Genomic DNA, 26925 nt, shown 5'->3' with positions numbered 1-26925 from the left:
TTGTCGGTTTGCATGTGTGACGGATGCTTCCTAGCTAGGGCTACCGCGCCAAGCGAATTGCAGAGAGAGATTGCCTGATGGCCGATGCCGCCGCGAAGAAGAAGAGCGAAGCCGATGACAGCACGGTGCGCCTGCAGGTGGCCGCTGCCCGGCAGGAGGAATCGGGCCAGGGCATAGCGCGCATGCCGCGCTCTACCTTCCAGGCGTTGGGAATCACCGAAGGCGACGTGGTGGAAATTACAGGGAAGCGGAGCACGGCGGCGATCGCCATGGCGTCCTACCCCGAAGACGAAACGCTCGATGTCGTCCGACTCGACGGATTGCAGCGCGGCAATGCCGAAGTCGGCTCCGGCGAACATGTCCATGTGAGGAAAGTCGAATCGCGCCCGGCCACGCGGGTCGTCTTCGCGCCCGCCCAGCGAGAAATGCGGCTGCAGGGGCCGAGCCAGGCGCTCAAGCGCAATTTTTTCCGCCGCCCCGTGGTGGCCGGCGATCTTGTCGCAACGACCGGGCAACAACCGGTGCACAACATGCCGTCAGACGTGCGACAGCTGCTTCGCACGCCTGCCTATGCACTCACGCAAATCCGGCTCTCGGTGGTGTCCACCGCTCCCAAGGGCATCGTTCATATCGACGAGAACACCGAAGTCGAGCTGCGTTCGGAATTCGAGGAGCCGCGCGATGCGCGCGCTTCGGTCAATTACGACGATGTCGGCGGCATGGGCGAGACGATTCAGCAGCTTCGTGAAATGGTCGAGCTGCCGCTGCGCTATCCCGAATTGTTCACCCGGCTCGGTGTCGATCCGCCCAAGGGCGTGTTGCTCCACGGCCCGCCTGGAACCGGCAAGACCCGTTTGGCGCAGGCAGTTGCGAACGAATCGGACGCCGAGTTCTTCACCATAAACGGCCCGGAAATCATGGGCTCAGGCTATGGCGAGAGCGAGAAACGGCTCCGCGAAGTTTTCGAGGAAGCGAGCCGCGTAGCGCCGGCCATCGTCTTCATCGACGAGATCGATTCGATCGCTCCCAAGCGCCAGCAGGTGCCTGGCGAAGCGGAAAAGCGGCTGGTCGCGCAATTGCTCACCTTGATGGACGGGCTGGAGGCACGCTCGAACCTGGTCGTCATCGCGGCCACCAACCGCCCCGATGCGATCGACGAAGCACTGCGCCGCCCCGGCCGGTTCGACCGTGAAATCGTGATCGGCGTGCCCGACCAGAAAGGCCGCCGCGAAATCCTTTCGATCCATACGCGCGGCATGCCGCTGGGCGACAAGGTCAATCTGGATGAGCTGGCACGGGTCACACACGGTTTCGTGGGTGCGGATATCGCGGCGCTGGCGCGCGAGGCAGCGATCGATGCCGTTCGCAGGATCATGCCCAAGCTCGATCTCGATGAACGCACCATCCCTGCCGAAGTGCTGGAGGAGCTTTGCGTCACGCGTGAGGATTTCCTCTCTGCGTTGAAGCGGGTCCAGCCCAGCGCCATGCGCGAAGTCATGGTGCAGATGCCCAATGTCGCCTGGAGCGATATCGGCGGTGTCGAGGATGCGATCGACAAGCTCAAGGAAGGGATCGAGCTGCCGCTCAAGAATCCCGACGCATTCGCACGGCTTGGCATACGCCCGGCCAAGGGCTTCCTGCTCTATGGCCCTCCCGGTACCGGCAAGACGCTGCTGGCCAAGGCTGTCGCCAAGGAGGCCGAAGCGAACTTCATCTCGATGAAGAGCTCCGACCTGCTCAGCAAATGGTATGGCGAAAGCGAACAGCAAATCGCCCGCATGTTCCAGCGCGCCCGCTCGGTTGCACCCTGCGTGGTCTTTATCGACGAGATCGACAGCCTGGTACCCGCGCGTGGAAGCGGGCAAGGCGAACCGCAGGTCACGGGCCGCGTGGTCAACACCATTCTGGCGGAGATGGACGGGCTGGAGGAATTGCAGTCCGTCGTCGTGATCGGTGCGACCAATCGCCCGGCGCTGGTCGATCCGGCCCTGCTGCGCCCGGGGCGGTTCGACGAGCTGGTTTATGTCGGCACGCCTGACAAGGCAGGTCGCAAACAGATTCTCGAGATCCATACAGAGGGAATGCCGCTGGCGAAGGATGTCGATCTGGCGGAAGTCGCTGGCAAGACCGCGCGTTTCACCGGTGCCGATCTGGAAGATGTGGTTCGCCGCGCGGGGCTCAATGCACTGCGCCGCGTCGGCAGCGAAGTGAACGAAGTTTCGGCGGAGGACTTCGCTGAAGCGCTGAAGGATTCGCGCGCAACCGTCACCACCCAGATGGAAGCCGAATACAAGAAGATGCGCGGCGAATTGAAGAAGCGCGCAGCGGAGGTCAATCCGATCGGCTTCGTCTATGAAGGAATGGTGGAGCCCACGCGCGACAAGAAGCACGGCGGGAAGGACATCAGCCCGATCGAATAACCTGCAGCGTGAACTCGCTTCTGGCTAGCCGCCAGTCGCGCGGGCGTTGGCGGCTTCGACTTCAAGCCGGTGACGGATCAGTGCGTCGGGCTGGTTTGTGCGTAGCCATTCGAGCATGTGTTCGCGCACGGCACAGCGCAATTGCCACAGGTCGCCGATCGACGCGGCGCTCATGGACAGGCGCAATTCGATGCTTTCCGGATAGGCCTCGGTCATCAGCAGGGCCTTGGTCCGACCGTCAAACAGCTCCTGCTCTTCCACGAAACGTTCGAACTCCTCGCGGATAGGGCCGATCTCGGCGGCCGGGTCGAGATGGAGATAGACCGGCCCTGTCAGCTTCTCGCTCTTGCGCGACCAGTTCTCGAAGCTCTGGTCCAGGAAACGGCTGGTTGGCACAACCAGGACGCGGTCATCCCAGGTGCGCACGGTGACGAAGCTCAGCCGTACTTCCTCCACCCGCCCTGCCTGGTCGTCGATCTTCACCAGATCGCCAATCCGGAATGGTTCGGTCAGCGCGACCTGCAACCCGGCAATGAGTGATTTCAGCGCAGGCTGAGCGGCAGCGCCAACCGCCAGGGCGGCAAGGCCCGCAGATGCGAGCAGGGTCGTCCCGATATCGCGTACGCCCGGCACGCTCATCAGCATCAGACCCACGGTGATGAATATGATCGCGAATATGGCTGTGCGTGAAAGTACCGCGATACGGGTGCGGCGGCTGCGCATCGCCACCGGATCATCCGATAGCTCCAGCCTGACTTCAAGCGCGGCGGCGAAAGTCTTGACCAGCGTATAGGCGATCCAGCCGAGCAGCGCCGGTCGCAGGAAGCGGGCCAATGGCTCCCAGATTGCCTGCAATTGCGGCATGACTTGTGCCACCAATGTGACGCCGATCGCAATGAAGGACCATTTGACGGGCTGGCGAATGCGCTCGACAATCATTTCGTCGATGGTCGTTTCGGACATGCGGGTAAGCCGCGTCACGATCGCAAAGACCAGGCGATACAGCAGGTAGGCGATCAGGATGTCCACGGCCAACGCAATCGCCGTGACGCCCACTTCTTCCCAGTCTATCGTCCAGTTGGCGGGATTGTACCTGTCGAACATGTCGCAGCACCTATGGATGATGGAGGCGTGATGCAAGGCGCATGGTGGGGCAGGCCAGTAGGCCGACCGCCACGGCTGCGGCTCGCCCGGGTCGTGCCAAGGTCAGTGTGCAGCGTCCCAATTCGCACCGGTGCCGATTTCGATTCCGAGCGGAACCGATAGCTCGACCGAGGGCAGGGCAGCCTCGGCCATCACGCGGTCGATGATCGGTGAAGCGGCGGCAACATCGCCTTCGGGCACTTCGAACACCAGTTCGTCATGCACCTGCAGCAGCATGCGGATATGGCCCAGGCCCTCGGCTTCGAGCGCTGGCATCATCCGTGCCATGGCCCGCTTGATGATATCGGCGCTGGTTCCCTGGATCGGTGCATTGATTGCGGCGCGCTCGCTGCCCTGCCGCTCTGCCTGATGCTTGGAATTGATCCGCGGGAACCATGTCTTGCGGCCGAACAACGTCTGCGAATAGCCGCATTCACGCACAGTCTCGAGCGTGTCATGGATATAGCGCTGGATGCCGGGGAAACGCTGGAAATAAGTGTCGATCATCGCCTGCGCTTCGTCGGGCTCGACTTCCAGCCGGGTTGCGAGGCCCCAGCGAGAAATGCCGTAGAGGATGGCGAAATTGATCGTCTTGGCCCGCGCTCTTGTGTCGCGCGTAACCTCGCCGAACATTTCGGTGGCGGTGCGGGCGTGGATGTCCTCGCCATTGGCAAAGGCTTCCTTCAGCGTCGGCACATCGGCCATATGCGCGGCTAGGCGCAGCTCGATCTGCGAATAGTCGGCAGCGAGCAGGACATTGCCATCATCCGGCACAAAGGCCTGCCGGATCTGCCGCCCGATATCGGTGCGCACCGGAATGTTCTGCAGGTTCGGATCGGTCGAGGAGAGGCGGCCCGTCTGCGCACCGACCAGGCTGTAGCTGGTGTGGACGCGGCCCGTATCGGGGTTGATCGCTTCCTGCAGCGCGTCGGTATAGGTCGATTTGAGCTTCGCCAGCTGGCGCCATTCGAGGACCTTCTTGGCGATACCCGCCCCTTCGCCCGCAAGCCGTTCCAACACGCTTTGGTCGGTCGAATATTGTCCGCTCTTGCCCTTCTTGCCGCCCTTGTGGCCGAGCTTGTCGAACAGGATATCGCCAAGCTGCTTGGGGCTGCCAACGGTAAACTCCTGCCCTGCAAGTTCGTGAATCTCGCCTTCCAGCCGCGCGGTTTCGTGTGCGAACTCTTCGGATAGTTTTGCCAGACGCGCGCGATCGACCTTGATGCCGTGGCGCTCCATTTGCGCCACCACGGGGATCAGCGGACGGTCGACTCGCTCATAAATGCGCGTGCCGCTTTCTTCGGCGAGGCGAGGCTTGAGATGCTGGTAGAGCCGCCAGGTCACATCGGCGTCTTCGGCGGCATATTCGGTCGCGCGCTGGAGCGGGACCTCGCCGAAGGGGATCGCCTTCTTGCCGGTCCCGCAGACATCCTTGAAAGATAGCGGCGTGTGGCCGAGGTGCCGCTCGGACAATTCGTCCATCCCGTGTCCACCGCCAATGCCCTCGTGGCTGCGCCCTGCATCGAGCGCGAAGCTGATCACCATGGTGTCGTCAATCGGGGCGACGACAATGCCATAGCGTGCGAGTACGTTGAGGTCGTATTTCCCGTTCTGGAAAATCTTCACCACCGCATCGCTTTCGAGAAGCGGCTTGAGCGCCTCCACTGCTGCCTCGAGTCCGATCTGTTCGGGCCGTTCAGCGAACATGTCACTGCCGCCATGGCCCAGCGGGATATAGCAGGCGTCGTTCGGGCCGAGCGCCAGGCTGACCCCTGTCAGATCCGCGCGCATGGCGTCGAGCGAAGAGGTTTCGGTATCGACCGCCACCGTTTGCGCCGCCATTGCGCGGGCAATCCAGTGTTTCAGCCGCTCCATCGTCTGAACCGTTTCATAGGCGCTGCGATCCACCGCCGGCATATCGGGCAGAGGTTGGCGATTGCCTGCCTCGCTCCCACCGTCGCTGGCCTTGTCGCTTGCGGTCTGTTGCTTGGCGGGATTGAGATTGGTTGCCCGTTCGGGGCTGCCCCTTCCGGCATCGAGCCGTTTGAGCAGCGAAGTGAAGCCGTGCTTTTCGAGGAATGCTGCAAGGGGTTCGGGCGGAACGCCGTCGAGCTTGAACTCCTCCAGCGGCTCGGGAAGGTCGCAATCTTCCTTCAACGCCACCAGCACCCGGCTCATTTCGGCATCGCCGCGGCCCTCGATCAGCCGTTCCTTGAGCTTGGATGTCTTCATCTCGGGTGCCTGGTCGAGCGCGGCAGTGAGCGAGCCATGTTCGACGATCAGCTTGCTCGCGGTCTTCGGTCCGACCCCGAATATGCCGGGCACATTGTCAGCCGTGTCACCCATCAGCGCCAGCACATCGCCCACCAGCTCGGGCGTCACGCCGAACTTCTCGCGCACCTCGTCGATATAGATGCGCTGGCTCTTCATCGTATCGAGCATGTCGATACGCGCCGGTCCATTGGCGCCATCCATCTCGCCCACCAGTTGCATCAGGTCCTTGTCGGAAGAGACGATGGTGACGTTCCAGCCCTGGCGCTGCGCCTCGCGCGCATAGGAAGCGATAAGATCGTCAGCCTCCAGCCCCTGTTCCTCGATACACGGCAGGCTGAATGCACGCGTCGCGTCCCGAATCAGCGGGAATTGCGGCACCAGGTCTTCAGGCGGCGGAGGCCGATTCGCCTTGTATTCAGGGTAGATATCGTTGCGGAAGCTCTTCGAACCGGCATCGAGAATCACCGCCAGATGGGTTGGCCCCTCGGCCTGGTCGAGATCTTCTGCCAGCTTCCACAGCATGGTGGTGTAGCCATAGACTGCGCCCACCGGCGTTCCTTCCGGATCGGTCAGCGGCGGCAACCGGTGATAGGCCCGGAAAATATAGGAAGACCCGTCGACGAGGTAGAGATGCTGCTTGTCCGCCATGGGGCCTTGCTAGCAGTGCGGGAGAGCGCTGGTAAGACGCTTTCGAAGAGTGATTTCCACACTCGATTCAAGCGTGTCAGGCCGTGCGCGAGGCGCGGCAGAATGAGGCAAGAAAATGACGTAATTGGGCAAATTCGCTTGCACTGCCACAAAGTCGCCATTATTTCTCCCGCCCAGAGTCGAGCATCCTTGCTTGGCTTCGCGTGCGGTCTGGCAACGGGCTGTGCGATTACCACTCGCTGATCTAAGGAATTAAAACCTATGCGTAAGATCGTTCTTGCTGCCGCCATCGCCGGTTCGGCTCTCGGCCTCGCTGCTTGCTCGGAAACGGCTGACCAGGCCGGTGAAACTGCTGACGCAATGGCTGCTGACGCCGAAGCAAATGCTGACGCCATGACCGACGCTGCTGGTGAAGCTGCTGACGCCACTGCAGAAGCTGCTGGCGAAGCTGCTGATGCCGCTGCCGACGCTGCCGAAGGCGCTGCTGACGCAGTTGCAGAAGCTGCCGACGACGCTGCTGACGCTGTTGAAGAAGCTGCTGAGTAATCGCGCTTTAATCGACTAGTCGATTCAGGAAGGGTGGTACCGCAAGGTGCCGCCCTTTTTGTTTGTCTGCGTCAATAGTCCGCCTGCGCCACTTTGATCTGCGAATCATTTGACCGTGTGTCGGGGGCCGTGAACACAGCGAACGTAAATGGCGAGCCTGGTGCTGCCACTCCATCGAGCAAATTCTGGCCTGGATTCAGCCGCCCGAGCGGCGTTCGTCATCCTTCTGCGCGTTCCGCGCACGCGACGCAAATCCGTCATAGAGCGCGCGCGCTATAGTCGCGATCCGTTCTTCGCGGGCGCTGCGGGTGCCTTGGCCGGTCACATAGATGGCGACGGCTATGGTTCGGCCATCCGGTGCTTCGACAAAGCCGATATCGCTCGAGGTGTTGTGGAGCGATCCGGTCTTGTGGCTCACCTGTGCATTCATGGGCATCATACCCTTGATCCGGCGCTTGCCTGTGCGCGTCCGGCTCATCGCTCCGAGGATGACCCGGCGGCTTTCGGCTGTCAGATACTTGCCCTGATAGAGGCCCTGGAGCAGCTCGAGCATGGCTTGAGGCGTCGCGGCATCGCGCCGGTCGATATAGGCGGCCGGATCGTGCTCCCCGTCATCGCGCACCAGCGTCGCGATGTCGCGGTCGATACTGAATTCCTTGATCCCGTTGCGGTGGACCCACTCGTTGACCTTCTCCGGGCCGCCAACGGCGGCGAGTAGCGCATCGGTGGCCGAATTGCTCGAGCGGGTAATCATGAGCTCGATCAGGTCGATTGCCGGCATGTACTCGCCCTTGCGAACCGGTGCACGCTGCGACGAAAACTTCGCTGACCGGATCGGGATCAGCAGGGGAAACTCGCTGGTAAGCGAATATTTGCCCTTCTCGACCATCTCCAAATATGTCGCGGCGACGGCGATCTTGCTGGTCGACGCCATGGGAAAGAGCTGGTCGCCCAGCACGGAAATCTCCTCGCCGGTCGACAGGTCGATCGCGGCGACGCCGATCCGGCCATGGTCCCCGTCGGCAAGCTGCGCGATGCGGCGCTCGAACGAGGAATCATAGACCGCATCGAAACTTTGCGGGCTGCGGAGCTGAGTGCCCAGTGCGCGATCGAACTCGGCTTCGAGGTTCGTCGATTGCGCGCTGACAGGCGCTGCGGCCAGTCCGGCCGAAAGCAGGGCAGTGGCGGTAAAGAGCTTGATATGCCTCAGCATCGTGTCCGTATAAGCCAATCGTGGTTATCCGAGAATTAACGGGGCGCGATTCCGCACAGCAAGCGAATTGGTGCGTGCATGCGACGAAAGGTGCCGCGCAAACGACGAGACTCGCCAATCAGGGTCGGAGATGGCGGTTCAGGCGGCAGCGATGGCCTTTTCGATGCCTGGTATTTTCTTGCTGGTCAGTGTTTTTGCCAATTCGCCCGTCAGCCGCTTTTCCAGTTCGGGATGAAAATGCTGGCGCATCTCGCCCAGCGTCTTGGGGTCGGCGACAATCAGCACATCGCCCAGCTCGCCGGCGATCGCCTTGCCATTGAGCCAGGTTGCCACTGCTGCACCGTGAGCCAGCTCGTCAAGCTGGGTCCGGCCCAGCATCCGGCCAAGATGATCCTGATGCCTCACTCCAGCGCTGAAATTGGTCGACTTGAGATCGGGGCTTTCGACCTTCGCCAGCCTGGGTTCGAATATCTGCCCTTCGTTGCGATAGAGCGTGAAGTTCTCGCCATCGACGATCGCGACATGGGCCTTATGCGGCAGTTTCATGCGCAGTTCCTTCTTCTTGTTGATCGGTCCACCCAACCAACTGCGGAGAAAGGAAAGAGGTCCGCGCTTTACAGCAGGAATCAGTCAGTCTGGCTATTCCGGTTTGCGCAGGCGCAAGGCGAATTTGTCCGTCTTGCCGCGTATCGATTCGTCAAACACCCCGACTGTGTGCGGATCGCCGGCCTGCGCATAGAGGTCGCTTTCCTCATCCAGTACGAAGCCGGCCGCTGTCAGGTCCTTGAGGGCCAGTTCGCGGTCCATCCGATGAAACTCCTCGGCCGCTTGTGCACCGGCGCCGTCCGCAGCCCGGTGGTCGACAACCACCAGCGTCCCGCCCGGCTTCAAGGCATCAAAGAAGGACTTAATGGTATTCTCGGCAGTGCCCTCGGGCCGCTTTGCCGTGTAGAGATCGTGGAAGTTCATCACCGTGATGATGGTGTCGAGCGGTTCAGGGAAAGGCGGCTGCGCCATCGGACCGCGCAGGGGGAAGACGCGTACCGGTTCGCCGCGCTCATCGGCATAGGGCGCCACTGCAACATCCTGCGCCTCGGCAAGATTTGGGAACTGGGCAATGATTTCGTCGGGCTGGACGGCATAAACCTTGCCATTGGCGCCCACCGCGATAGCCAGCAGCCGGGTCACGTAACCGCTGCCCATCAGGTAGTCGGCTACGACCTCGCCCTTGTCGATCTGAGCGAAAGCGAGCAGTTCACCAGGCTTGCGCGCTTCGTCGTCCTTCCGGTCGTCGAGCCGGGCAATGTCGTCAATCGCCGAGCGGTATTGCTTCGCGCTATATGCGGGGGCTTCGGCCACAGGTTCGCTGGCGGAGTTGCAGCCCGACAGGACTGTTGCGGCCAGGGCGGCAGCAAGAACGAGTTTCGTGCGCATGGTCTTTCCTTCTCCCAAACTGCTGGAGAGATAGGGCAATTTCAGGCCGAAGCCAAACCGACAACCATGCGGATGAAGAAACGGCCCGGCTGATTGCGCCGCCGGTACCTATCCGCACTCCAAATGCAAACTTGCTTTGTCAAATGCGCAGGCATCAAGATCAGCGGGCGAGATGTAGGCATATATTGCCCCGCAATCCCCCCAGAGCATTTCGAGCGCGTAGTCGCAAGACAACTGCAGCAGCAACACGCTATCCGGCAATTTGATGTCGTCTTCGCTCTGGACTCCATCATGATAACCACCCATGCGCTGCGGCCGATTGTCGTAAATACTGCGGTAATGCGCTTCGAGTGCGGGCAGATCTGCTTCGGGGATCAGCCCGCGACGGGCAGGATCGGTATAGTAGAGCTTGGCAACGTCTGCACAAACTGCCGTCATATTGTTCTTCAGAATTTCGATCGCGGCAAGTGCCTCTTTCTTGACAGTGACTGGTAATCCACGTTCTCGCGAATGTCCCCACCCCAACGCCCATATCGCCTTGTCAGCCGTGGCTAACTCTACTTTGATCGCGGCCCAGTCTTCCGTTGAAAGTGGGGTGTCTAGGCCTCGCTCTTCTGCCAAATTGTTCAGGCTCTGGAGGCCTGGACGAAGCTCGGCGAGCCATTGCTCTCTCGAATCGCTCTCCAGAAAGGTGAGCAAGCTTTCAGCATCGGGATAGCTGGTCAGCAGGGCATGCGTTTCTCCAATATCTGCTCGCATTTCCGTCACATGTTTGACGACACTAAGTTCCTGCTCGCTCAGTGTGGCAGGGTCGGCATTGACCAGTTCGCGGTTGTTCCTCGCGTCGAGCCACATTTCGACCTGCGCTTGTTTGTCCGAAATGATGTGTTCTAGTGCTCCTGGAACGCGCACCTTTTCGACCATCTTGGCCTTATAGCGCTCGCTGTTCGCCTTGACGCGCTCGTCATCCATTGCGGCCAGTGCCTTCTCGATTGATAGCGCGATACAGCGCCAAGAGAACGGTTCCGAAATTTGGCGAAACGGCCTGTTCTCACCCACCGCTTCATCTGCGTAAAGCAATGCTTCGAGATTCTCTGGCGAAGCATATTGATGGCCGTCTCTTTCGTAGAGGCGATCTGGCAAGCTCACGAGATCGACAGAGAAGTGCGGATATGTCGTTTCGCGCCGCTTCCAATCTGTTGCATCAGTATATGAGCCATCATGAACTACGCAAATATCGTCAGGCGGTTGACGTTCCCGACCAAGCTCGCGGGTGTAGATGAAGCGGGTGAGGCCATCGTCGCCAAGGTCACAACTGTTGTTGTTTACGAATAGCAACAGCCAGCCTTCACGCGGGCCATGGCCGTCCCACAAATTTTCGGGCAAATCGGAGAGCGCAATCTGGCAGATGAAATGCAAGGGTACTTCGCCATCGTCGCTTCTTTCGGGATTGATGCCGCGCGGCCATTCAACATCGTCTGGCATCATTGGCAAGCCGCCGATCCACGAGCGAGGAGGCTCGTCCCTCGGAGGAATCTGCTTCCGCATGACGACGGTGATCTCTTCATCGACAGGCTTGGCTGGGTTCGCCATGCGCGCCTCGTAGGCGGCGCGTGCTTCGCGTTCGTGTTGCTGTCGCGCGTCGCGGGTAGCTTTCTCTTCGGAATCAGGTTTCAGCCATTCGCTCTCCTCAGGCTCTCCATTACTAGCCGTTCCGTTCGCAAGCCGTCGCGAAATCGCGGGATGCGGCTTGCCCCCTAATGACGGGTCTGCCCTTTCCGGCTTGCTCTGCTGCTCCTTATACTTCTGCCAGAACCACAGCAGTATCAGAGCTATTGTTATCAGTTGAACCCAAAATGGCATTTAACTTCCCCGTGAAACGGCAGTATTGGTAAGTATACGAAGTTAAACAAATAAAAAAGGGCCAGGGAATTGCTTCCCCGGCCCCTTCTGGTCTTTGCGAATGGCGCGCGGGCTTAGAAGCCCATGCCGCCGCCCATTCCGCCCATGCCGCCCATATCGGGCATGGCAGGCGCGGCCTTGTCTTCCGGCTTTTCAGTGATCGCGGCTTCGGTCGTGATCAGCAGGCCGGCAACCGAGGCAGCGTCCTGCAGCGCGGTGCGAACGACCTTGGTCGGGTCGATCACGCCAGCCTTGGCCAGATCCTCATAGACGTCGGTCGCAGCATTGAAGCCGAGCGATTCGTCCTTGGCGTCGATCAGCTTGCCGGCAACGACAGCGCCGTCATGACCTGCGTTTTCGGCAATCTGGCGAACCGGGGCCTGCAGCGCGCGACGCACGATGTCGAGACCGCGGGTCTGGTCGTCATTGCCGCCTTCGAGGCCGTCGAGAGCCTTGGTGGCATAGAGCAGCGCAGTGCCGCCGCCCGGAACGATGCCTTCCTCGACCGCGGCGCGGGTTGCGTGCAGCGCGTCATCGACGCGATCCTTGCGCTCCTTCACCTCGACTTCGGTGGCACCGCCAACCTTGATCACGGCAACGCCGCCAGCCAGCTTGGCGAGGCGCTCTTGCAGCTTCTCGCGGTCATAATCGCTGGTCGTGGCTTCGATCTGTGCGCGGATTTCGCCGACGCGGGCCTTGATGTCGTCAGCCGAACCGGCGCCATCGACGATGGTCGTGTTGTCCTTGTCGATGGTGACCTTCTTGGCTTCGCCCAGCATGCCGAGCGTAACGTTCTCGAGCTTGATGCCGAGGTCTTCGCTGATCATCTCGCCCTTGGTCAGGATCGAGATGTCCTGCAGCATGGCCTTGCGGCGATCGCCAAAGCCCGGTGCCTTGACCGCTGCAACCTTGAGGCCGCCGCGCAGCTTGTTGACCACCAGCGTGGCCAGCGCTTCGCCTTCGATGTCCTCTGCGATGATCAGCAGCGGGCGACCGCTCTGAACAGCCGCTTCGAGCACCGGCAGCATCGACTGCAGGTTCGACAGCTTCTTCTCGTGGATCAGGATGTACGGGTTCTCGAGCTCGACCGTCATCTTGTCAGGGTTGGTGATGAAGTAAGGCGAGAGGTAACCGCGGTCGAACTGCATGCCTTCGACGACGTCGAGTTCGAACTCGAGGCCCTTGGCTTCCTCGACGGTGATGACGCCTTCCTTGCCGACCTTCTCCATGGCTTCGGCGATCTTCTCGCCGACTTCACGGTCGCCATTGGCGGAGATGATGCCAACCTGGGCGATCTCTTCGGAACCGGACACGTCCTTGGAACGGCCCTTGAGGTTCTCGACGATCTTCTCGACAGCGAGGTCGATGCCGCGCTTGAGATCCATCGGGTTCATACCGGCCGCAACCGACTTCATGCCTTCGGTGACGATCGACTGAGCCAGCACCGTTGCGGTGGTGGTGCCGTCACCGGCAGCGTCATTCGCCTTCGATGCGACTTCGCGCAGCATCTGCGCGCCCATGTTCTCGAACTTGTCCTTGAGCTCGATTTCCTTGGCGACGGTAACGCCGTCCTTGGTGATGCGCGGTGCGCCGAAGCTCTTGTCGATCACGACATTGCGGCCCTTGGGGCCGAGCGTGACCTTCACCGCGTTGGCGAGGGTGTCGACGCCGCGCAGGATGCCTTCGCGAGCGTCACGGCCGAACTTTACGTCCTTGGCAGCCATTGATTATTCTCCTGGAATAGATGTGTTGGAAAGAATGCGAAGCGATCAAAGGATCAGGAAATGATCCCCATGATGTCGCTTTCCTTCATGATCAGCAGCTCTTCACCGTCGACGGTGACTTCGGTGCCGGACCACTTGCCGAACAGCACGCGATCGCCTGCCGAAACGTCGAGCGGGGTAACGCTGCCGTCTTCTGCCTTGGCACCATTGCCGACGGCGATGACTTCGCCTTCGCTCGGCTTTTCCTTGGCGCTGTCGGGGATGATGATGCCGCCTGCCGTTTTCTCTTCGGCTTCGATGCGACGGACCAGAACGCGGTCGTGCAGCGGACGAAATGCCATATCTATGACCTTTCCATTAGGTTGAACTTTCAAGATTGGCACTCTCTCCTCAAGAGTGCCAGCGGGGCGCATCTGGGGATGTGATGGCGTAGAGTCAACAGGGGGAAGGCGAAAAAAATGGTCAGCCTTCTTGCGTGGCCTGACGGCTCTGGCCTGCGCCATTGAGAAGGGAATGCAGTCCCTAGCTGGCTACCAATCCCAACCGTTCGCGGCGCGACCAGCGCCATGTAAGCAGGACAGCCGCGAAGACAAGGCCGATCGCCATCCCGATCCAGACGCCTGTTCCTTCAAGCGGGGTGTAGAAACCCAGCCATATGGCAACGCCATATCCCGGCACCCAATAGCTGAAGATCGCGATCAGCATCGGCACGCGGGTATCCTGCAATCCGCGCAAAGCCCCGGCGGCGACCGCCTGAATCCCGTCGAACAGCTGGAAGGCGGCGGCGACCACCATATAGCGGACGGCAAATGCGGCCATGGCGGCATTGGCTGCCAGCGTCGGGTCGACATAGATCCGCAGCAACAGCTCGGGCGCCAGTATCATCGCAGATGCGGTGAGGCACATGAAGCCGCCCCCCATCGCGATTCCGACCCAACCCGCCCGGCCAATCGCCAGATGATTGCCTGCCCCATAGTGATAGCCGACGCGGATGGTCGCTGCCTGGCCCACGCCAAACGGCACCTGGAAGGCAAGCGAAGCAATCTGCAGTGCAACCGTGTGCCCCGCCAGTTCGGACGCGCCGATCCGGCCCATCAGCAGCGCTGCACCGCTGAACAACCCCGCCTCCGCGATGATGATCACCATCACCGGAGAGCCGAGCCGAATAAGATCGAAAAAGCGGGCCCATTCGGGCCGCCACCAATTGCCGAAAATGCGATAGCGCCGCAGCCGGCGGTCCCTCAGGATTGCCACAATGTAGCATGCCACTACGAACAGCGAAGTCGTCACGCTGGCCAGTGCCGAACCTTCCAGCCCCAGCGCGGGCGCACCCAGATTGCCGAAAACGAAGGCGTAATTGCCCAACAGGCTCGCACCCAGCGCCATCGCGGTGATAGCCATGGCGAAAATCGGCCGGCCCAGAGCCGAAACGAAATTGCGCAGCACGCTGGCCATGACCATCGGCACCATCGCAAACATGACGATGGCCAGGAAGTCGCCAGCGCGTTCCGCCAGGTGATCGTCCTGACCCGTCAGGCGCATGATCGCTTCGCCCTGCCCGCAGATCACCATGCCAAGCACACCCGAAAGCACTGCCAGCCACAGTGCCATGCGGACCGAACGGCGGACTTCGCGCACCGCATGCGCGCGTCGGCCCAGCTCCTCCGCTATCAGAGCGGCGACGATTCCGGTGAGGCCGGAAAAGGCCCACATCAGCAGGCCGAACAGTGCGATTCCAAGCGAGGACGCCGCAAGCTCCGTCTCACCCAGCCGTGCGACGAAGATCACGTCGACCGCATGAACCAGCATCTGCAACAGATTGGCAGCAGCTAGCGGCCAGGCGAGCCGGTAGGTGGCGCGAATTTCCGTGCGCCAGCCGTCGCTGCCAATCGGCAGGGGCTTGAGAGGACGTTCATGCGTCATGGCAAGCCGGCCCGGATAGTCGAGCGGCAAGCTGCGCTCAAACGCGATTTTGGCTGGGGGCGGTTTTGATCCGTGTGCGCGGCATCAAGGCCACATAGAGAAAGGGCGGCACCTTGCGGCACCGCCCTTCGTTTATCTCGCAAGCGAGAAAGAAGCTTACTTGAGTTCGACGGTACCGCCGGCAGCTTCGATCTTGCCCTTGATCTCTTCGGCTTCGGCCTTGTTGACGCCTTCCTTGAGCGGCTTCGGCGCGCCTTCGACGAGAGCCTTGGCTTCGGTGAGGCCCAGGCCGGTGATGGCGCGGACTTCCTTGATCACCTGGATCTTCTTGCCGCCGTCGCCGGTAAGAACGACGTCGAATTCGTCCTTCTCTTCAGCGGGGGCAGCGGCGTCACCGCCACCGGCGGGGCCAGCCACGGCAACGGCAGCAGCGGCGCTCACGCCCCACTCTTCTTCCAGTGCCTTGGCGAGTTCGGCCGCCTCGAGGACGGTCAGCTTCGACAGTTCTTCAACAAGCTTGGCAATATCGGCCATGATGTTTCACTCCAAAAAATTCGGCTGGAATGCCCGTTCTGGGGTCATTCCGGAAAAAATCGCGTTTGCGAAATCGTCTCTTAAGCAGCGTCCTTGGCGCCATAGGCACCGAACACGCGGGCAAGCTTGGCAGCCGGGGCATTGACGACCTGAGCGACCTTGGTCGCCGGGGCGTTAACGAGACCCACGATCTTGCCGCGCAGCTCGTCGAGGCTGGGCATCGAGGCGAGCGCCTTGACACCTGCTTCGTCGAGCACCTGCGTGCCCATCGAACCACCGACGATTTCCAGCTTGTCGTTCGACTTGGCGAAATCGACAGCGGCCTTGGCAGCCGCGACCGGGTCTTCAGACCAGGCCAGCGCGGTCGGGCCGGAGAGATACTCTTCGATCCCGACGTAATCGGTGTCCTTCAGGGCGAGCTTGGCGAGACGGTTCTTCGCAACCTTGTAGGAAGCACCGGCTTCACGCATCTTCGTGCGCAGTTCGGTGGACTGATCCACCGACAGGCCGAGGTTGCGGGTGACAACCACCACACCGACCTCGTTGAAGACCGCGTTGAGCTGGGCAACCGCTTCGGCTTTTTGCGAACGATCCATGCCATACTCCTTCACTATGACCGCCCGGAACGAATTCCGAACGGCCGGCTCACATGTGTCCGCACGAAACCATCGGCTCCGTACGGGCTAGGTCCGTCGACAAAGGGAAGGAGGGGTGCATGCGCCATTTGGAGCATGCGATGCGATAACCGCAAGGCGGCACCGCTGAAATCTCTTTTCCCCGTCTAGGCTGGAAATTAAGACCGGCATATTCCGGTCACCAACTGTCTCGGACGGATGACCACTTGCGTGGACGGGCGCGCCTTTGGCCGCAACGGGCCAATCAGTCAAGGCTTTTCGGACTCATCGGCCTGCGGTCCGCCGGGATTTTCCGCGTCCAGCCGGTCGATGATCCTGCTGGTCAGGGAGCGGGCATCCAGTGCCTGCTCGAGCAGTTCGATCCCCTCCAGCAACCCAACTGCTTCCGCAAACAGTTCCTCGGACGCGGCTTCCATCGCCGACCATAGCGGCGCGAGCCTGGCCACCAGGCGTTCCCCTGCGGGCGTAAGCACAAGCATGGACTTGCGGCCGTCTTGCGGATCGGTGACCGATTTGACGAGCCCTTCCGCCTCCAGCGATTTGCGCGCCTGGCTGACAGAGACATGGGTGATGCCCAGGGCCGATGCCAGTTCGCCCACCGACATCGATTGATGCAGCCTAAGCTGATTGACGATGCCGAACCAACGCTGCTCAAATCGCGTATCGAACAATGCGTAGCAGCGCCCGGATTCACGGTCGATGCGTTCGGAGAGCCTGCGGATGCGGGCCCCCATTGCCTTTGTACCGACGGATCGCGGGAAGTCCGTTATTGGCATTGCCATCTCTTAGATCGGTGAATATGTGTAGTCACCTACATAAATAGGAGATTCTGACAAATGTTGAAACCGCTTGGGCGCAGATCGCTGTTGAAAGCCGGCCTGGCGGGCGCCGTCCTGGCAGCCCCGCAAGCCAGATTGCTGGCTGGCGCAAGTTCTGGCGGAAGGCTCGACGCGCTGATGGCGCGTTCGATTGCGATCAACGGAAACATGCTGCCGGCGTTCAACGAGGATCCATCTGCGCCGGATTTCCAGCAAGAGGTGCTTTCGACCGGCCTGACCGCGGTGAGATACAGTCTTGCGGGTGCCGAACCTTCGTTCGAAGGCGCGATCGACCACATCGGATGGGTCAACAAGCAGATCGCCGCCCATGGCGAAGTCTATCTGCATGTTCGCAGCACAGAAGATATTCGCAAGGCGAAGGAACTTGGCCGCATTGGCATTATCTACGCGTTTGAGGACGCGACCATGTTCGACGGACGGCTCGACCGGATCGAGCTGTTTTGCGAAATGGGCGTCCGCTCCATGCAGCTTTCCTACAACGGTCAGTCGCCCTTCGCCTCGGGCGTGATGGTACCGGATCGCGATGCGGGGCTGACGGAAAAGGGTCGCCATGCGGTGATCTTGATGAATGCACTGGGCGTTACCGTCGACGCCAGCCATTCGAACGACCGATCGACGCTCGATATCGTCGAACAGAGCGACAGGCCGATCATGATCTCGCACGCCGGTTGCGGTGCGGTGTTCGACCACCCGCGCAATCGTTCCGATGCAGCACTGCGTGCCGTTGCAGAGGCAGGCGGGGTCGTGGGAATTTATGAACTGGCCTATCTCACGCCCGGGCTCGAACAGCAGACGCTCGATGTCTATATGCGGCATCTCACTCATGCGATCGATGTGTGCGGAGAGGATCACGTGGGCATCGGGAGCGACGCGCTGTTGCTGGAATTCGACACCGGCCCGGAAAGCATGAAGCAATGGAATGACAGCATTGCAGAGCGGAAGAAGGCAGGTGTCAATGCACCGGGCGAGGGCCCGCCACCCTTCGTGGTCGAACTGAACGGGCCGCAGCGGATGCGCCTGATCGCGGGTGCCTTGCTCGACCGGGGCTACAGCGAGCGAGCGGTCGAAAAGATCCTCGGCGCCAATTTCCTGCGAGTGTTCGAGGAAACCTGGCGCTGAGGAGGTCTGGTCTGCCGGATTATTCGGACTCGTCGTAGCCGAGCAGGTCGCCTGGCTGGCAATCCAGCTCCCGGCAGATTGCCTCGAGCGTGGAGAAGCGGATTGCCTTGGCCTTGCCGGTCTTGAGGATCGAGAGATTGGCGAGCGTCAGGCCGACCCGCTCCGCGAGTTCCGTGAGCGTCATGCGCCGATCGTGCAGCAGATCGTCGAGTTTGACTGTGATCGGCATCAGACTGTCCCTTCCAGATCTTCGCGCATCGCAGCGCCGTGGCGGAAGACGCGGGCGAGGATGAACAGGATCACCGCCAGCAGGATCGTGGCCAGGTCGAACCCGCTGTCGAGAGAGAAATTCGCATCCTTAATCTTGTCCGCAAATTGAGCCAGGTGCAGGCCGATGGCGGTTGCTGGCAGAACAAGCAGTTGCAGGCCCACAATCAGCCAGCCCATCAGGCTCAGGCGGTCGGCATTGGCAGGCTGGAACGGATCGCCTTGGCCGACGGTGTCGATGATCTGGCGCAGCTTGCCGAAGAATACGAACATGGCTGCAACCATGGCGAGGCCGATCAGCATAATGCCGATAAGGGAGAAGAGCGGAAGGCTGACGCTCGGATCGCCAACTTCCTCGACATATTCGGCCAGAATATCGGCGCGAAACCATATCAGTGCCGGCATGCCGATCAGTAATGCAACGGCACCAAACGCCATCGCTATCTGCATGAATATCGCCAGGACCTTGCCGGCCAGGAGAAGTGGGTCGCTGTTCGCATTGTTCATGGGCTGAGTTCCTCGGGCTTGGTTGCGATCAGGCCAACACGGGGGCGGCTGCGACCACAACGGGAAGGGTGACGGGAACGGAGACGATGGCATTCATCGAGACCGCGGTGATGAAAAGCGCCGCGAACAGGGCGGTGGATTGGGAAAGCAAGCGGGACATTTATCGATCTCCTATATTCGTAATATCGATAATCAATAAGCCGAGTCGACCTTATTGTCAATCGATAATATCGAAAAACGATATATTGCGAATTGTTTTGCGATAAGCGGTGTGTTTGCGCTTGGGCCGCCAGCCACTCGATTGGCCCGACCGGCCTTTCGCCGTATAGTGGGGCATCGGCCGGGGTCCGACCTGGCAGACTGGGGGCGGGCATGATTGTCGGAAGGCTATTTCTGCGCTTGACGGTGTTTTATGCGCTGGTCACCGGGCTGGTGCTTGGCGTGGTTGAAATCTACCCCGATGCCGTCGATTTCCTTCCCCTTGGCGGTGCGGAAACCCTGTTGGCGTCGGCGCCAGCCGATTCCATGGAGAACATCAGGATCGGTGCCACGCGCGTGGCCGACCTGAGCGGGTCTATCCTGTGGCTGTTTATTGCGGTGTCCGGGGCGCTCCTCACCACCTTGCCGGTCACTTGGGTCTATATGGCGAGCCGTAGCCGCAAGGAATATGACCAGGCGCTGGTTGAAACCATGATTGTCCTGCCGATCGCGGTGACGTCAATCGTGGTCATGGTGCACAATTCTCTCGCCCTGGCCTTTTCGCTTGCCGGGATCGTCGGCGGCGTGCGCTTTCGCAACACGCTCAAGAGTTCGGGCGATGCGATCTACATCCTGCTTGCAATCGGCATCGGGCTCGGCGCGGGGATCGGGGCACTGGAGATCGCTCTCGTGATGACCATCATGTTCAACTATGCCTTCGCATTGCTTTGGGGCACCGATTATGGCGCTGAACAGGGCACCCATCGCTACTTGAGGCCGAGATACGCGCAGTCGGAAGAAGAAAGCCGGGACGGGGAAGGCCAGGATGAGGATGTCAGGGCTGAAGCCATGCAGTCTGGAGAGGGAGCAAATCCGCAATAGAGTCCGGATGCCGAAAGTAGCCGTGAGTCAGCGGCAGCGCCCGAGTATGTTCCTTTCAACTGCGCCTCTGTCCTCCACATCCCGATAGAATCCTCCAAGATAGTTCAGCATGGTCTGGACGGACCTGGCGTCCAGATCAGGGACGGCGCGGATCTCCGCTTCGATGGCAGGCCATAGTGCTCGGAATCGGTCGGACGTCGCCTGGACATGGGAGTTGTGGCGACAGAACCCCCGATAGACGCGCGTCTTGATGGACTTGACCTTCAGGATCGGGTTGGGTGCCGCATAGGGCGCGCCGACCAGGCCGGAATTGTCGAAATCATAAGGCACAGGGGTCAAGCTGGCACGTGCGTCCTTGCGCTCACCCAAAAGCTTTGCATTGTGGCAGCAGTCGGCCGGATCGGGCCCGGTGATCATGGCCCAGTCCGTATTTCCGATCATATATTGGAAAAGGGCAAATCGGGCAGCGTCTTCGGGTTCAAGCGCGCTCGAAGGGATGCTTCCAATGTCGACCTCCTTGCTGCCAAGGCGGCGCGCTGCATCGTCAGCATCCTCGATGAAGAAACCGGGGCGGGAGGCAATCACCTGGTCGCCGTCGACATAGGTGATGCGGGCCAACCTGACCTTCAGGCTTTCTGGCGTAATGACATTGTAGATGCGGTAGGCGGCGTATTCGCGCAGCACCACCTGGTCGAAACTCCCTTGGTTGCGGCAATGGGTGACGAGCTTGATGCGGCTCTGCTTGTGGAAGAGGGAAGCCTTGCCGGTCTTCGCTGGAAAGGCGATCCGCAGTGGCGGGAACCGGCAGTTTTCCCGTTTGCGTCGAGAAACTCCGCGTGCCGAAAGCTCGATATCGTGCACTTCTCCAGCGGCTTCAATTCTGGCCTTGCGAGGCTCGGTCGAGCGTTCCGCCGAGCGAGCTATCTGCCTGATCGGGCCCTTTATCGTGAGCTCGACCGGGTTGGATTCGGCAAAGAGCGGAGTCACTTTGCCGCGATCATCCTGCGCCTGCACCGGTCCACAGGCGAAAATCCATGCAAGGACAAAAGAGGCAAGGCGCTTCATTGCGCCGCTTCCAATGACGCAGCGGCCAATTCCCGGCTTTGCCATTCACCGTCCCCATCGCGTGTGTGAGCGATGGCGCGCGTGCCGATCAGTTCGAGATAGCTTTGCGGCCCGCCATAGTATCGGGAAATGCCGGTATCGATCCGGATCAGCCGGCCACCGGCGCTTTCCGTGATCCCTTTCAGCGATGGCGTATGCGCCACGACCAGGCGCTGAGCTCCAAAGTGCGCGAGGATCTGCGCCAGTTCTTCCTCGATAGGCATACGCATATCGTCCGCGGCAGGACGCAAGAGATTTCCGCGGTACCAGAGCGGACCGAGCGGGTCTTCGATCACGCTGCGATCGATCGCTTCACCCGGCTCCATCGCGGCGCGGATGCGGGCATTGATCGCGTCGATGGATTCAGTCGACCTTTCGATGCTCAAACCGCCGTGCGCGAAAAGCACGCCTGAAATCCGCACGATTGCCGGGAGCTGTGCGGCCCATAGGCCCAACTCGCCGCCCGGCTTCCATGCGCGGCGATGCTCGAGCATTCCCAACGGAGTTTCAGCGAACCAGCGTGCCTTGGCTTGATCTGCGTCGAGAGGCGGATCGAGCGCAGCATAGGCCGCTTCGATAGCCTCGCGATTGGCGCGCCAGGTGGCTTCGCGCCTGCGCTTCGAGCGCTTGTCCGTAAAGGCCACATACTCGCCCGGATGCACGTAGCGCAGATCGCCAATGACGTTCATCGCTTCATGATTGCCCAGCAAGACAATGACTCGACCGCCGGATACTGGGGCAGTTTTCTCAAGCCGCTGCAAATCGCGGATGATCTTGAGCGAATCCGGCCCGCGATCGGCTATGTCGCCCATCTGGACCAGCACTGCGTCGCCTCCAGTCCATTCGCCCTCGCTATCGGCCAGTCCCGACGCCAGCAGGATGTTTCGCCATGCTTCGAAATCGCCATGCAGATCGCCAACCGCGATGACCCGCGATGGTGTTTCGACGCGACTATGACTGCTTGCGGCAGAGCTTGCCCCGAACAGCGCAAACACGAGAACCATCAAGAATCGTAGAGGCCCATGCACCATTGCAACTCCCCGATCGGACAGAGGCCCTATAGCATATACGCAGGCAAGCCGTCCGCCGCCCATTGTCGGGCTGCCCTCTGGGTGCCCTTGGGCGTTTGACACGTGCTGTCCTCAATCCTATATGGCCGTCAACCGCTCGCTTCGAGCAAGGCCGATTCATGCGCGGGAATTGGTCTGGGAATGGAAGCGGCGGGTTCCATATTCGCGACGCTTGAATAGCTGCAGCAGCCTGGCCGGGTTGGCCATGTGCATCGCTGCGGCCTTTTCGCGTTCCGGTACCATGCGCCGGATATGGAGCCATTTCATACGCGTGACATGAATGTTCACGGCACCGGCCTGCACCAGCGGTCCGGCAGACAAGCAAGAGGCGTTTCTCTCACATGGCAACCAAGGCGAAGTCCCCCAAGGGCAATAGCAAGGCTTCGGGTACGGCGAAAAGGCGTATCCGCAAGATCTTCGGCGACATCCACGAAGTGGTGCAGATGCCGAATCTGATCGAGGTTCAGCGCGAAAGCTATGAGCAGTTCCTGCGCTCGGACAAGGAAACGGGCTATGTTTCCGGCCTGGAGAAGACACTGCGTTCGGTTTTCCCGATCCGCGACTTCGCCGGCACCGCCGAACTCGACTTCGTGCATTACGAGCTTGAGCCGCCGAAATACGACGTGACCGAATGCCGCCAGCGCGGCATCACCTATGCCGCCCCGATGAAGGTCACGCTGCGCCTGATCGTGTTCGAAGTGGACCAGGAAACCGAAACCCGCTCCGTGCTCGATATCAAGGAGCAGGACGTTTACATGGGCGACATGCCGCTCATGACGGAGAACGGCACCTTCTTCATCAACGGCACAGAGCGCGTGATTGTGTCGCAGATGCACCGTTCGCCGGGTGTGCTGTTCGACCATGATCGCGGCAAGACCCACTCTTCGGGCAAGCTGCTGTTCGCCGCGCGCGTCATTCCCTATCGCGGCTCGTGGCTCGATTTCGAATTCGACGCCAAGGACATCGTCAACGTCCGTATCGACCGCAAGCGCAAGCTGCCGGTTACCGCGCTGCTCTATGCGCTGGGCCTGGACAGCGAGGAAATCCTCCACTTCTTCTACGACACCGTTTCGTGGGAGCGCGCCAAGGACGGGTGGAAGATCCCCTTCGTGGCCGAGACGTGGCGCGGCCAGAAGCCGGCCTTCGCGCTGGTCGATGCCAAGACGGGCGAAGAAGTGTTCCCCGCCGGTCAGAAGATTTCGCCGCGCGCTGCCAACAAGGCGGCCAAGGATGGCCTCAAGGACCTGCTGCTCCCGACCGAGGAAATCTTCGGCCACTATGCAGCCAATGATCTGATCGACGAGAAGACCGGTCGCATCTACATCGAAGCCGGCGATGAAGTTTCGCCCGAGAATCTCGAGGCGCTTGACGCTGCCGGTATCGACAAGCTCGAGCTGCTCGACATCGACGAGATCAATACTGGCCCGTGGATCCGCAACACGTTGAAGGTCGACAAGGCCGAAAATCGCGACGAAGGCCTCGAAGCGATCTACAAGGTCATGCGTCCGGGCGAACCGCCGACGAAGGAAACCGCAGAAGCCCTGTTCGAAGGCCTGTTCTTCGACAGCGAGCGTTATGACCTTTCCGCGGTTGGCCGCGTAAAGCTCAACATGCGTCTTGGCCTCGATGCCGAAGACACCGTCACCACGCTGCGCAAGGAAGATATCCTGGCGGTGGTGAAGGAACTGGTCGGCCTGAAGGACGGCAAGGGCGAAGTTGACGACATCGACAACCTCGGCAACCGCCGTGTCCGCTCGGTGGGCGAGCTGCTGGAAAACCAGTACCGCGTCGGCCTGCTGCGCATGGAGCGCGCGGTGAAGGAACGCATGAGCTCGGTCGACGTCTCGACCGTGATGCCGAACGATCTCATCAACGCCAAGCCGGCTGTCGCCGCAGTGCGCGAGTTCTTCGGTTCTTCGCAGCTTTCGCAGTTCATGGACCAGACCAACCCGCTTTCGGAAGTCACCCACAAGCGCCGCGTTTCGGCGCTTGGCCCGGGCGGCCTTACCCGCGAGCGCGCCGGCTTCGAAGTGCGCGACGTTCATCCGACGCACTATGGCCGTATCTGCCCGATCGAGACGCCTGAAGGCCCGAACATCGGCCTGATCAACTCGCTCGCCAGCTTCAGCCGGGTGAACAAATACGGCTTCATCGAAACGCCTTACCGCAAGGTCGAGAACAACCAGGTCACCAGCGAAGTGATCTACCTCTCGGCGATGGAAGAGCAGAAGCATACCGTGGCGCAGGCTTCGGCCGAGCTCGATGACAAGGGGCACTTTGTCGAAGAGTTCGTCTCCGCACGCCAGAACGGTGACTACTTCATGGCCCCGCGCGAACAGATCACGCTGATGGACGTTTCGCCCAAGCAGCTCGTCTCGGTCGCCGCGTCGCTGATTCCGTTCCTGGAAAACGATGACGCCAACCGCGCCCTGATGGGCTCGAACATGCAGCGCCAGGCGGTGCCTTTGGTTAAGGCCGAGGCGCCGTTTGTCGGCACCGGTATGGAAGAGACCGTGGCGCGCGATTCGGGTGCCGCGATCGCTGCCACTCGCGGCGGTATCGTCGACCAGGTGGACGCGACCCGTATCGTGATCCGTGCGATTGGCGATGTCGAACCCGGCCAGTCGGGCGTCGATATCTACACGCTGCAGAAGTTCCAGCGTTCGAACCAGAACACCTGCATCAACCAGCGTCCGCTGGTGAAGGTGGGCGAAGTCGTCGAGCCGGGTGATATCATCGCCGACGGCCCTTCGACCGACCTGGGCGAGCTGGCGCTGGGCAAGAACAGCCTCGTCGCCTTCATGCCCTGGAACGGCTATAACTATGAGGACTCGATCCTGATCTCCGAACGCATCGTGAAGGATGACGTGTTCACCTCGATCCATATCGAGGAATTCGAGGTCATGGCTCGCGATACCAAGCTGGGCCCGGAAGACATCACCCGCGATATCCCGAATGTCGGCGAGGAAGCGCTGCGCAATCTCGACGAAGCGGGCATCGTCTATATCGGTGCCGAAGTGCACCCGGGCGATATCCTGGTCGGCAAGATCACGCCGAAGGGCGAAAGCCCGATGACGCCGGAAGAGAAGCTCCTCCGTGCGATCTTCGGCGAAAAGGCCAGCGACGTGCGCGACACTTCGCTTCGCCTGCCTCCGGGCGTGGCCGGCACGATCGTGGAAGTGCGCGTGTTCAACCGCCACGGCATCGAGATCGATGACCGTACGCGCGCGATCCAGCACGAGGAAATCGAGCGTCTGCGCAAGGACAGCGAAGACGAACGCGCCATCCTCAACCGTGCAACCTACAACCGCCTGCGCGACATGCTGCTGGGGCAGACGGCTTCGGCTGCGCCCAAGGGCGTGAAGAAGGGCGTTACGATCGACGAGGAACTGATCGAGGGTGTCGAGCGCCACGAATGGTTCAAGTTCGCGGTGGCAGACGACAAGCGTCAGGCTCAGATCGAAGCGGTCAAGAGCCAGTATGACGAAGCCGTCAAGGGCATCGAAGAGAAGTTCGAAGACCGCAAGGAAAAGCTCGAGCGCGGTGACGAACTGGCTCCGGGCGTGCTCAAGATGGTCAAGGTCTTCGTCGCGGTGAAGCGCAAGCTGCAGCCGGGCGACAAGATGGCCGGTCGCCACGGGAACAAGGGTGTCATCTCGCGGATTCTGCCGTGCGAAGACATGCCGTTCCTCGAAGACGGCACCCATGTCGATATCGTGCTCAACCCGCTGGGCGTGCCTTCGCGCATGAACGTGGGGCAGATCTTCGAGACGCATCTGGGCATGGCGGCGCGTGGCCTCGGCCAGCAGGTGACCGCTGCGCTGGAGGAATGGCGTGAGGCAAATCCGGATCCCGAAGCGGCCAAGCCGCCCAAGGCCGTCGCCGAGAAGCTCAAGGAGGTTTACGGCGAGCAGTACCATGACGAGATCGATGCCCGTTCGGCTGGCGAGATCGTGGAACTGGCCGGCAATCTCACCAACGGCGTTCCGATGGGCACTCCGGTGTTCGACGGCGCGCGCGAAGGCGATGTCACGACCATGCTCGAAAAGGCGGGTCTCGACGGTTCGGGCCAGGTAACGCTCTATGACGGGCGCACCGGCGATGCCTTCGACCGCAAGGTGACCGTGGGCTACATCTACATGCTGAAGCTCCACCACCTGGTTGACGACAAGATCCACGCCCGTTCGATCGGCCCTTACTCGCTCGTCACCCAGCAGCCACTGGGCGGCAAGGCGCAGTTCGGTGGCCAGCGCTTCGGTGAAATGGAGGTCTGGGCACTGCAGGCATATGGCGCTGCCTACACCTTGCAGGAAATGCTCACCGTCAAGTCGGATGACGTGGTCGGCCGGACCAAGGTCTACGAAGCGATCGTCAAGGGTGACGACACCTTCGAAGCCGGCATTCCGGAGAGCTTCAACGTGCTCGTCAAGGAAATGCGCAGCCTGGGCCTCAATGTCGAACTCAAGTCGCTTAGCGACGGCGAGGAAGGCGAAGAGGACGAATGGCCGGAGGCGGCTGAATAAGGGCGGCGGGCCTCAGGCCC

At 61.0% G+C, this 26925-nt stretch carries 23 protein-coding genes; 5 read left to right on the top strand and 18 right to left on the bottom strand.

Going from position 1 to position 26925, the window contains the following annotated elements; genetic code table 11:
* Window positions 1-77 precede the first annotated feature (77 nt).
* The gene (locus tag ACQY6C_RS01185; protein WP_427963776.1) at window positions 78-2420 is read left to right on the top strand and encodes a CDC48 family AAA ATPase; all 2343 of its coding nucleotides are present in this window, start codon (window positions 78-80) and stop codon (window positions 2418-2420) included.
* 24 nt (window positions 2421-2444) lie between these two features.
* Here the strand turns inward: ACQY6C_RS01185 and ACQY6C_RS01180 are convergent, their stop codons facing one another.
* Both ACQY6C_RS01180 and polA read right to left on the bottom strand, forming a co-directional pair.
* Window positions 2445-3524 carry a mechanosensitive ion channel family protein gene (locus ACQY6C_RS01180; RefSeq protein ID WP_427963774.1) on the bottom strand — a complete coding sequence of 360 codons (1080 nt, stop codon included), beginning with the start codon at window positions 3522-3524 and terminating at the stop codon, window positions 2445-2447.
* 102 nt (window positions 3525-3626) lie between these two features.
* Window positions 3627-6485, bottom strand: a complete 2859-nt coding sequence (gene polA / locus ACQY6C_RS01175; RefSeq protein ID WP_427963772.1) for a DNA polymerase I — start codon at window positions 6483-6485, stop codon at window positions 3627-3629.
* Between the two features lie 261 nt (window positions 6486-6746).
* Between polA and ACQY6C_RS01170 the strand changes: the two genes are divergently transcribed.
* Window positions 6747-7031, top strand: a complete 285-nt coding sequence (locus ACQY6C_RS01170; RefSeq protein ID WP_427963770.1) for a hypothetical protein — start codon at window positions 6747-6749, stop codon at window positions 7029-7031.
* A 196-nt stretch (window positions 7032-7227) separates the two neighbouring features.
* On the opposite strand, the gene ACQY6C_RS01165 is transcribed toward ACQY6C_RS01170, so the two are convergent.
* The 10 genes from ACQY6C_RS01165 to ACQY6C_RS01120 form a co-directional block, all read right to left on the bottom strand.
* Window positions 7228-8244 (bottom strand): serine hydrolase, encoded by a 1017-nt coding sequence (locus tag ACQY6C_RS01165; protein WP_427963991.1) that lies wholly within the window; start codon window positions 8242-8244, stop codon window positions 7228-7230.
* Between the two features lie 138 nt (window positions 8245-8382).
* Window positions 8383-8790, bottom strand: a complete 408-nt coding sequence (locus tag ACQY6C_RS01160; protein WP_427963768.1) for a host attachment protein — start codon at window positions 8788-8790, stop codon at window positions 8383-8385.
* A gap of 93 nt (window positions 8791-8883) precedes the next feature.
* Window positions 8884-9678 (bottom strand): class I SAM-dependent methyltransferase, encoded by a 795-nt coding sequence (locus ACQY6C_RS01155; protein ID WP_427963766.1) that lies wholly within the window; start codon window positions 9676-9678, stop codon window positions 8884-8886.
* Window positions 9679-9786: 108 nt separating this feature from the next.
* Window positions 9787-11541, bottom strand: coding sequence for a DUF1963 domain-containing protein (locus ACQY6C_RS01150; protein WP_427963764.1), 1755 nt, complete (start codon window positions 11539-11541; stop codon window positions 9787-9789).
* A gap of 113 nt (window positions 11542-11654) precedes the next feature.
* On the bottom strand, window positions 11655-13304 hold the full coding sequence (groL, locus tag ACQY6C_RS01145; RefSeq protein WP_427963762.1) for a chaperonin GroEL: 1650 nt from the start codon (window positions 13302-13304) through the stop codon (window positions 11655-11657).
* 53 nt (window positions 13305-13357) lie between these two features.
* Window positions 13358-13645, bottom strand: a complete 288-nt coding sequence (gene groES / locus ACQY6C_RS01140; RefSeq protein ID WP_427963760.1) for a co-chaperone GroES — start codon at window positions 13643-13645, stop codon at window positions 13358-13360.
* Between the two features lie 181 nt (window positions 13646-13826).
* On the bottom strand, window positions 13827-15227 hold the full coding sequence (locus ACQY6C_RS01135) for an MATE family efflux transporter (RefSeq protein WP_427963758.1): 1401 nt from the start codon (window positions 15225-15227) through the stop codon (window positions 13827-13829).
* A 156-nt stretch (window positions 15228-15383) separates the two neighbouring features.
* A complete protein-coding gene (gene rplL / locus ACQY6C_RS01130; protein ID WP_427963756.1) occupies window positions 15384-15761 on the bottom strand; it encodes a 50S ribosomal protein L7/L12 in 378 nt (125 codons plus the stop codon).
* Window positions 15762-15841: 80 nt separating this feature from the next.
* The gene (gene rplJ / locus ACQY6C_RS01125; protein WP_427963754.1) at window positions 15842-16357 is read right to left on the bottom strand and encodes a 50S ribosomal protein L10; all 516 of its coding nucleotides are present in this window, start codon (window positions 16355-16357) and stop codon (window positions 15842-15844) included.
* 287 nt (window positions 16358-16644) lie between these two features.
* Entirely contained in the window at window positions 16645-17172 is a 528-nt protein-coding gene (locus tag ACQY6C_RS01120) for a MarR family winged helix-turn-helix transcriptional regulator (RefSeq protein ID WP_427963752.1), read from the bottom strand.
* Window positions 17173-17232: 60 nt separating this feature from the next.
* On the opposite strand from ACQY6C_RS01120, the gene ACQY6C_RS01115 reads away from it, so the two are divergent.
* The gene (locus ACQY6C_RS01115; RefSeq protein ID WP_427963750.1) at window positions 17233-18354 is read left to right on the top strand and encodes a dipeptidase; all 1122 of its coding nucleotides are present in this window, start codon (window positions 17233-17235) and stop codon (window positions 18352-18354) included.
* A 19-nt stretch (window positions 18355-18373) separates the two neighbouring features.
* Here ACQY6C_RS01115 and ACQY6C_RS01110 read toward each other — a convergent pair whose 3' ends face one another.
* Genes ACQY6C_RS01110 through ACQY6C_RS01100 form a run of 3 tightly spaced genes read right to left on the bottom strand, consistent with a single transcriptional unit; the run spans window position 18374 to window position 19288 of the window.
* Window positions 18374-18583, bottom strand: a complete 210-nt coding sequence (locus ACQY6C_RS01110; RefSeq protein WP_427963748.1) for a helix-turn-helix domain-containing protein — start codon at window positions 18581-18583, stop codon at window positions 18374-18376.
* Window positions 18583-19128, bottom strand: coding sequence for a DUF2975 domain-containing protein (locus ACQY6C_RS01105; protein ID WP_427963746.1), 546 nt, complete (start codon window positions 19126-19128; stop codon window positions 18583-18585). The genes ACQY6C_RS01110 and ACQY6C_RS01105 overlap by 1 nt, the downstream gene beginning before the upstream one ends.
* A 28-nt stretch (window positions 19129-19156) precedes the next feature.
* Window positions 19157-19288, bottom strand: coding sequence for a hypothetical protein (locus ACQY6C_RS01100; RefSeq protein WP_427963745.1), 132 nt, complete (start codon window positions 19286-19288; stop codon window positions 19157-19159).
* Window positions 19289-19533: 245 nt separating this feature from the next.
* Here ACQY6C_RS01100 and ACQY6C_RS01095 point away from each other — a divergent pair, with 245 nt between their 5' ends.
* On the top strand, window positions 19534-20208 hold the full coding sequence (locus ACQY6C_RS01095; protein WP_427963989.1) for a DUF4956 domain-containing protein: 675 nt from the start codon (window positions 19534-19536) through the stop codon (window positions 20206-20208).
* Window positions 20209-20235: 27 nt separating this feature from the next.
* On the opposite strand, the gene ACQY6C_RS01090 is transcribed toward ACQY6C_RS01095, so the two are convergent.
* The 3 genes from ACQY6C_RS01090 to ACQY6C_RS01080 form a co-directional block, all read right to left on the bottom strand.
* Window positions 20236-21273, bottom strand: a complete 1038-nt coding sequence (locus ACQY6C_RS01090) for a hypothetical protein (protein ID WP_427963743.1) — start codon at window positions 21271-21273, stop codon at window positions 20236-20238.
* Window positions 21270-22316, bottom strand: coding sequence for a metallophosphoesterase (locus ACQY6C_RS01085; RefSeq protein WP_427963741.1), 1047 nt, complete (start codon window positions 22314-22316; stop codon window positions 21270-21272). The genes ACQY6C_RS01090 and ACQY6C_RS01085 overlap by 4 nt, the downstream gene beginning before the upstream one ends.
* A 183-nt stretch (window positions 22317-22499) precedes the next feature.
* Window positions 22500-22703, bottom strand: a complete 204-nt coding sequence (locus ACQY6C_RS01080; protein ID WP_427963739.1) for a hypothetical protein — start codon at window positions 22701-22703, stop codon at window positions 22500-22502.
* Between the two features lie 20 nt (window positions 22704-22723).
* Here ACQY6C_RS01080 and rpoB point away from each other — a divergent pair, with 20 nt between their 5' ends.
* Window positions 22724-26905, top strand: coding sequence for a DNA-directed RNA polymerase subunit beta (rpoB, locus tag ACQY6C_RS01075; protein WP_427963737.1), 4182 nt, complete (start codon window positions 22724-22726; stop codon window positions 26903-26905).
* Window positions 26906-26925: the final 20 nt, after the last annotated feature.

Origin of the sequence: Altererythrobacter sp., assembly GCF_050299635.1 — a bacterium.
In the GTDB taxonomy this organism is placed as follows: Bacteria; Pseudomonadota; Alphaproteobacteria; order Sphingomonadales; family Sphingomonadaceae; genus Erythrobacter.
The sequence above is the reverse complement of the archived record's forward strand: the minus strand, read 5'-3'. Positions and strand labels throughout refer to the sequence as shown.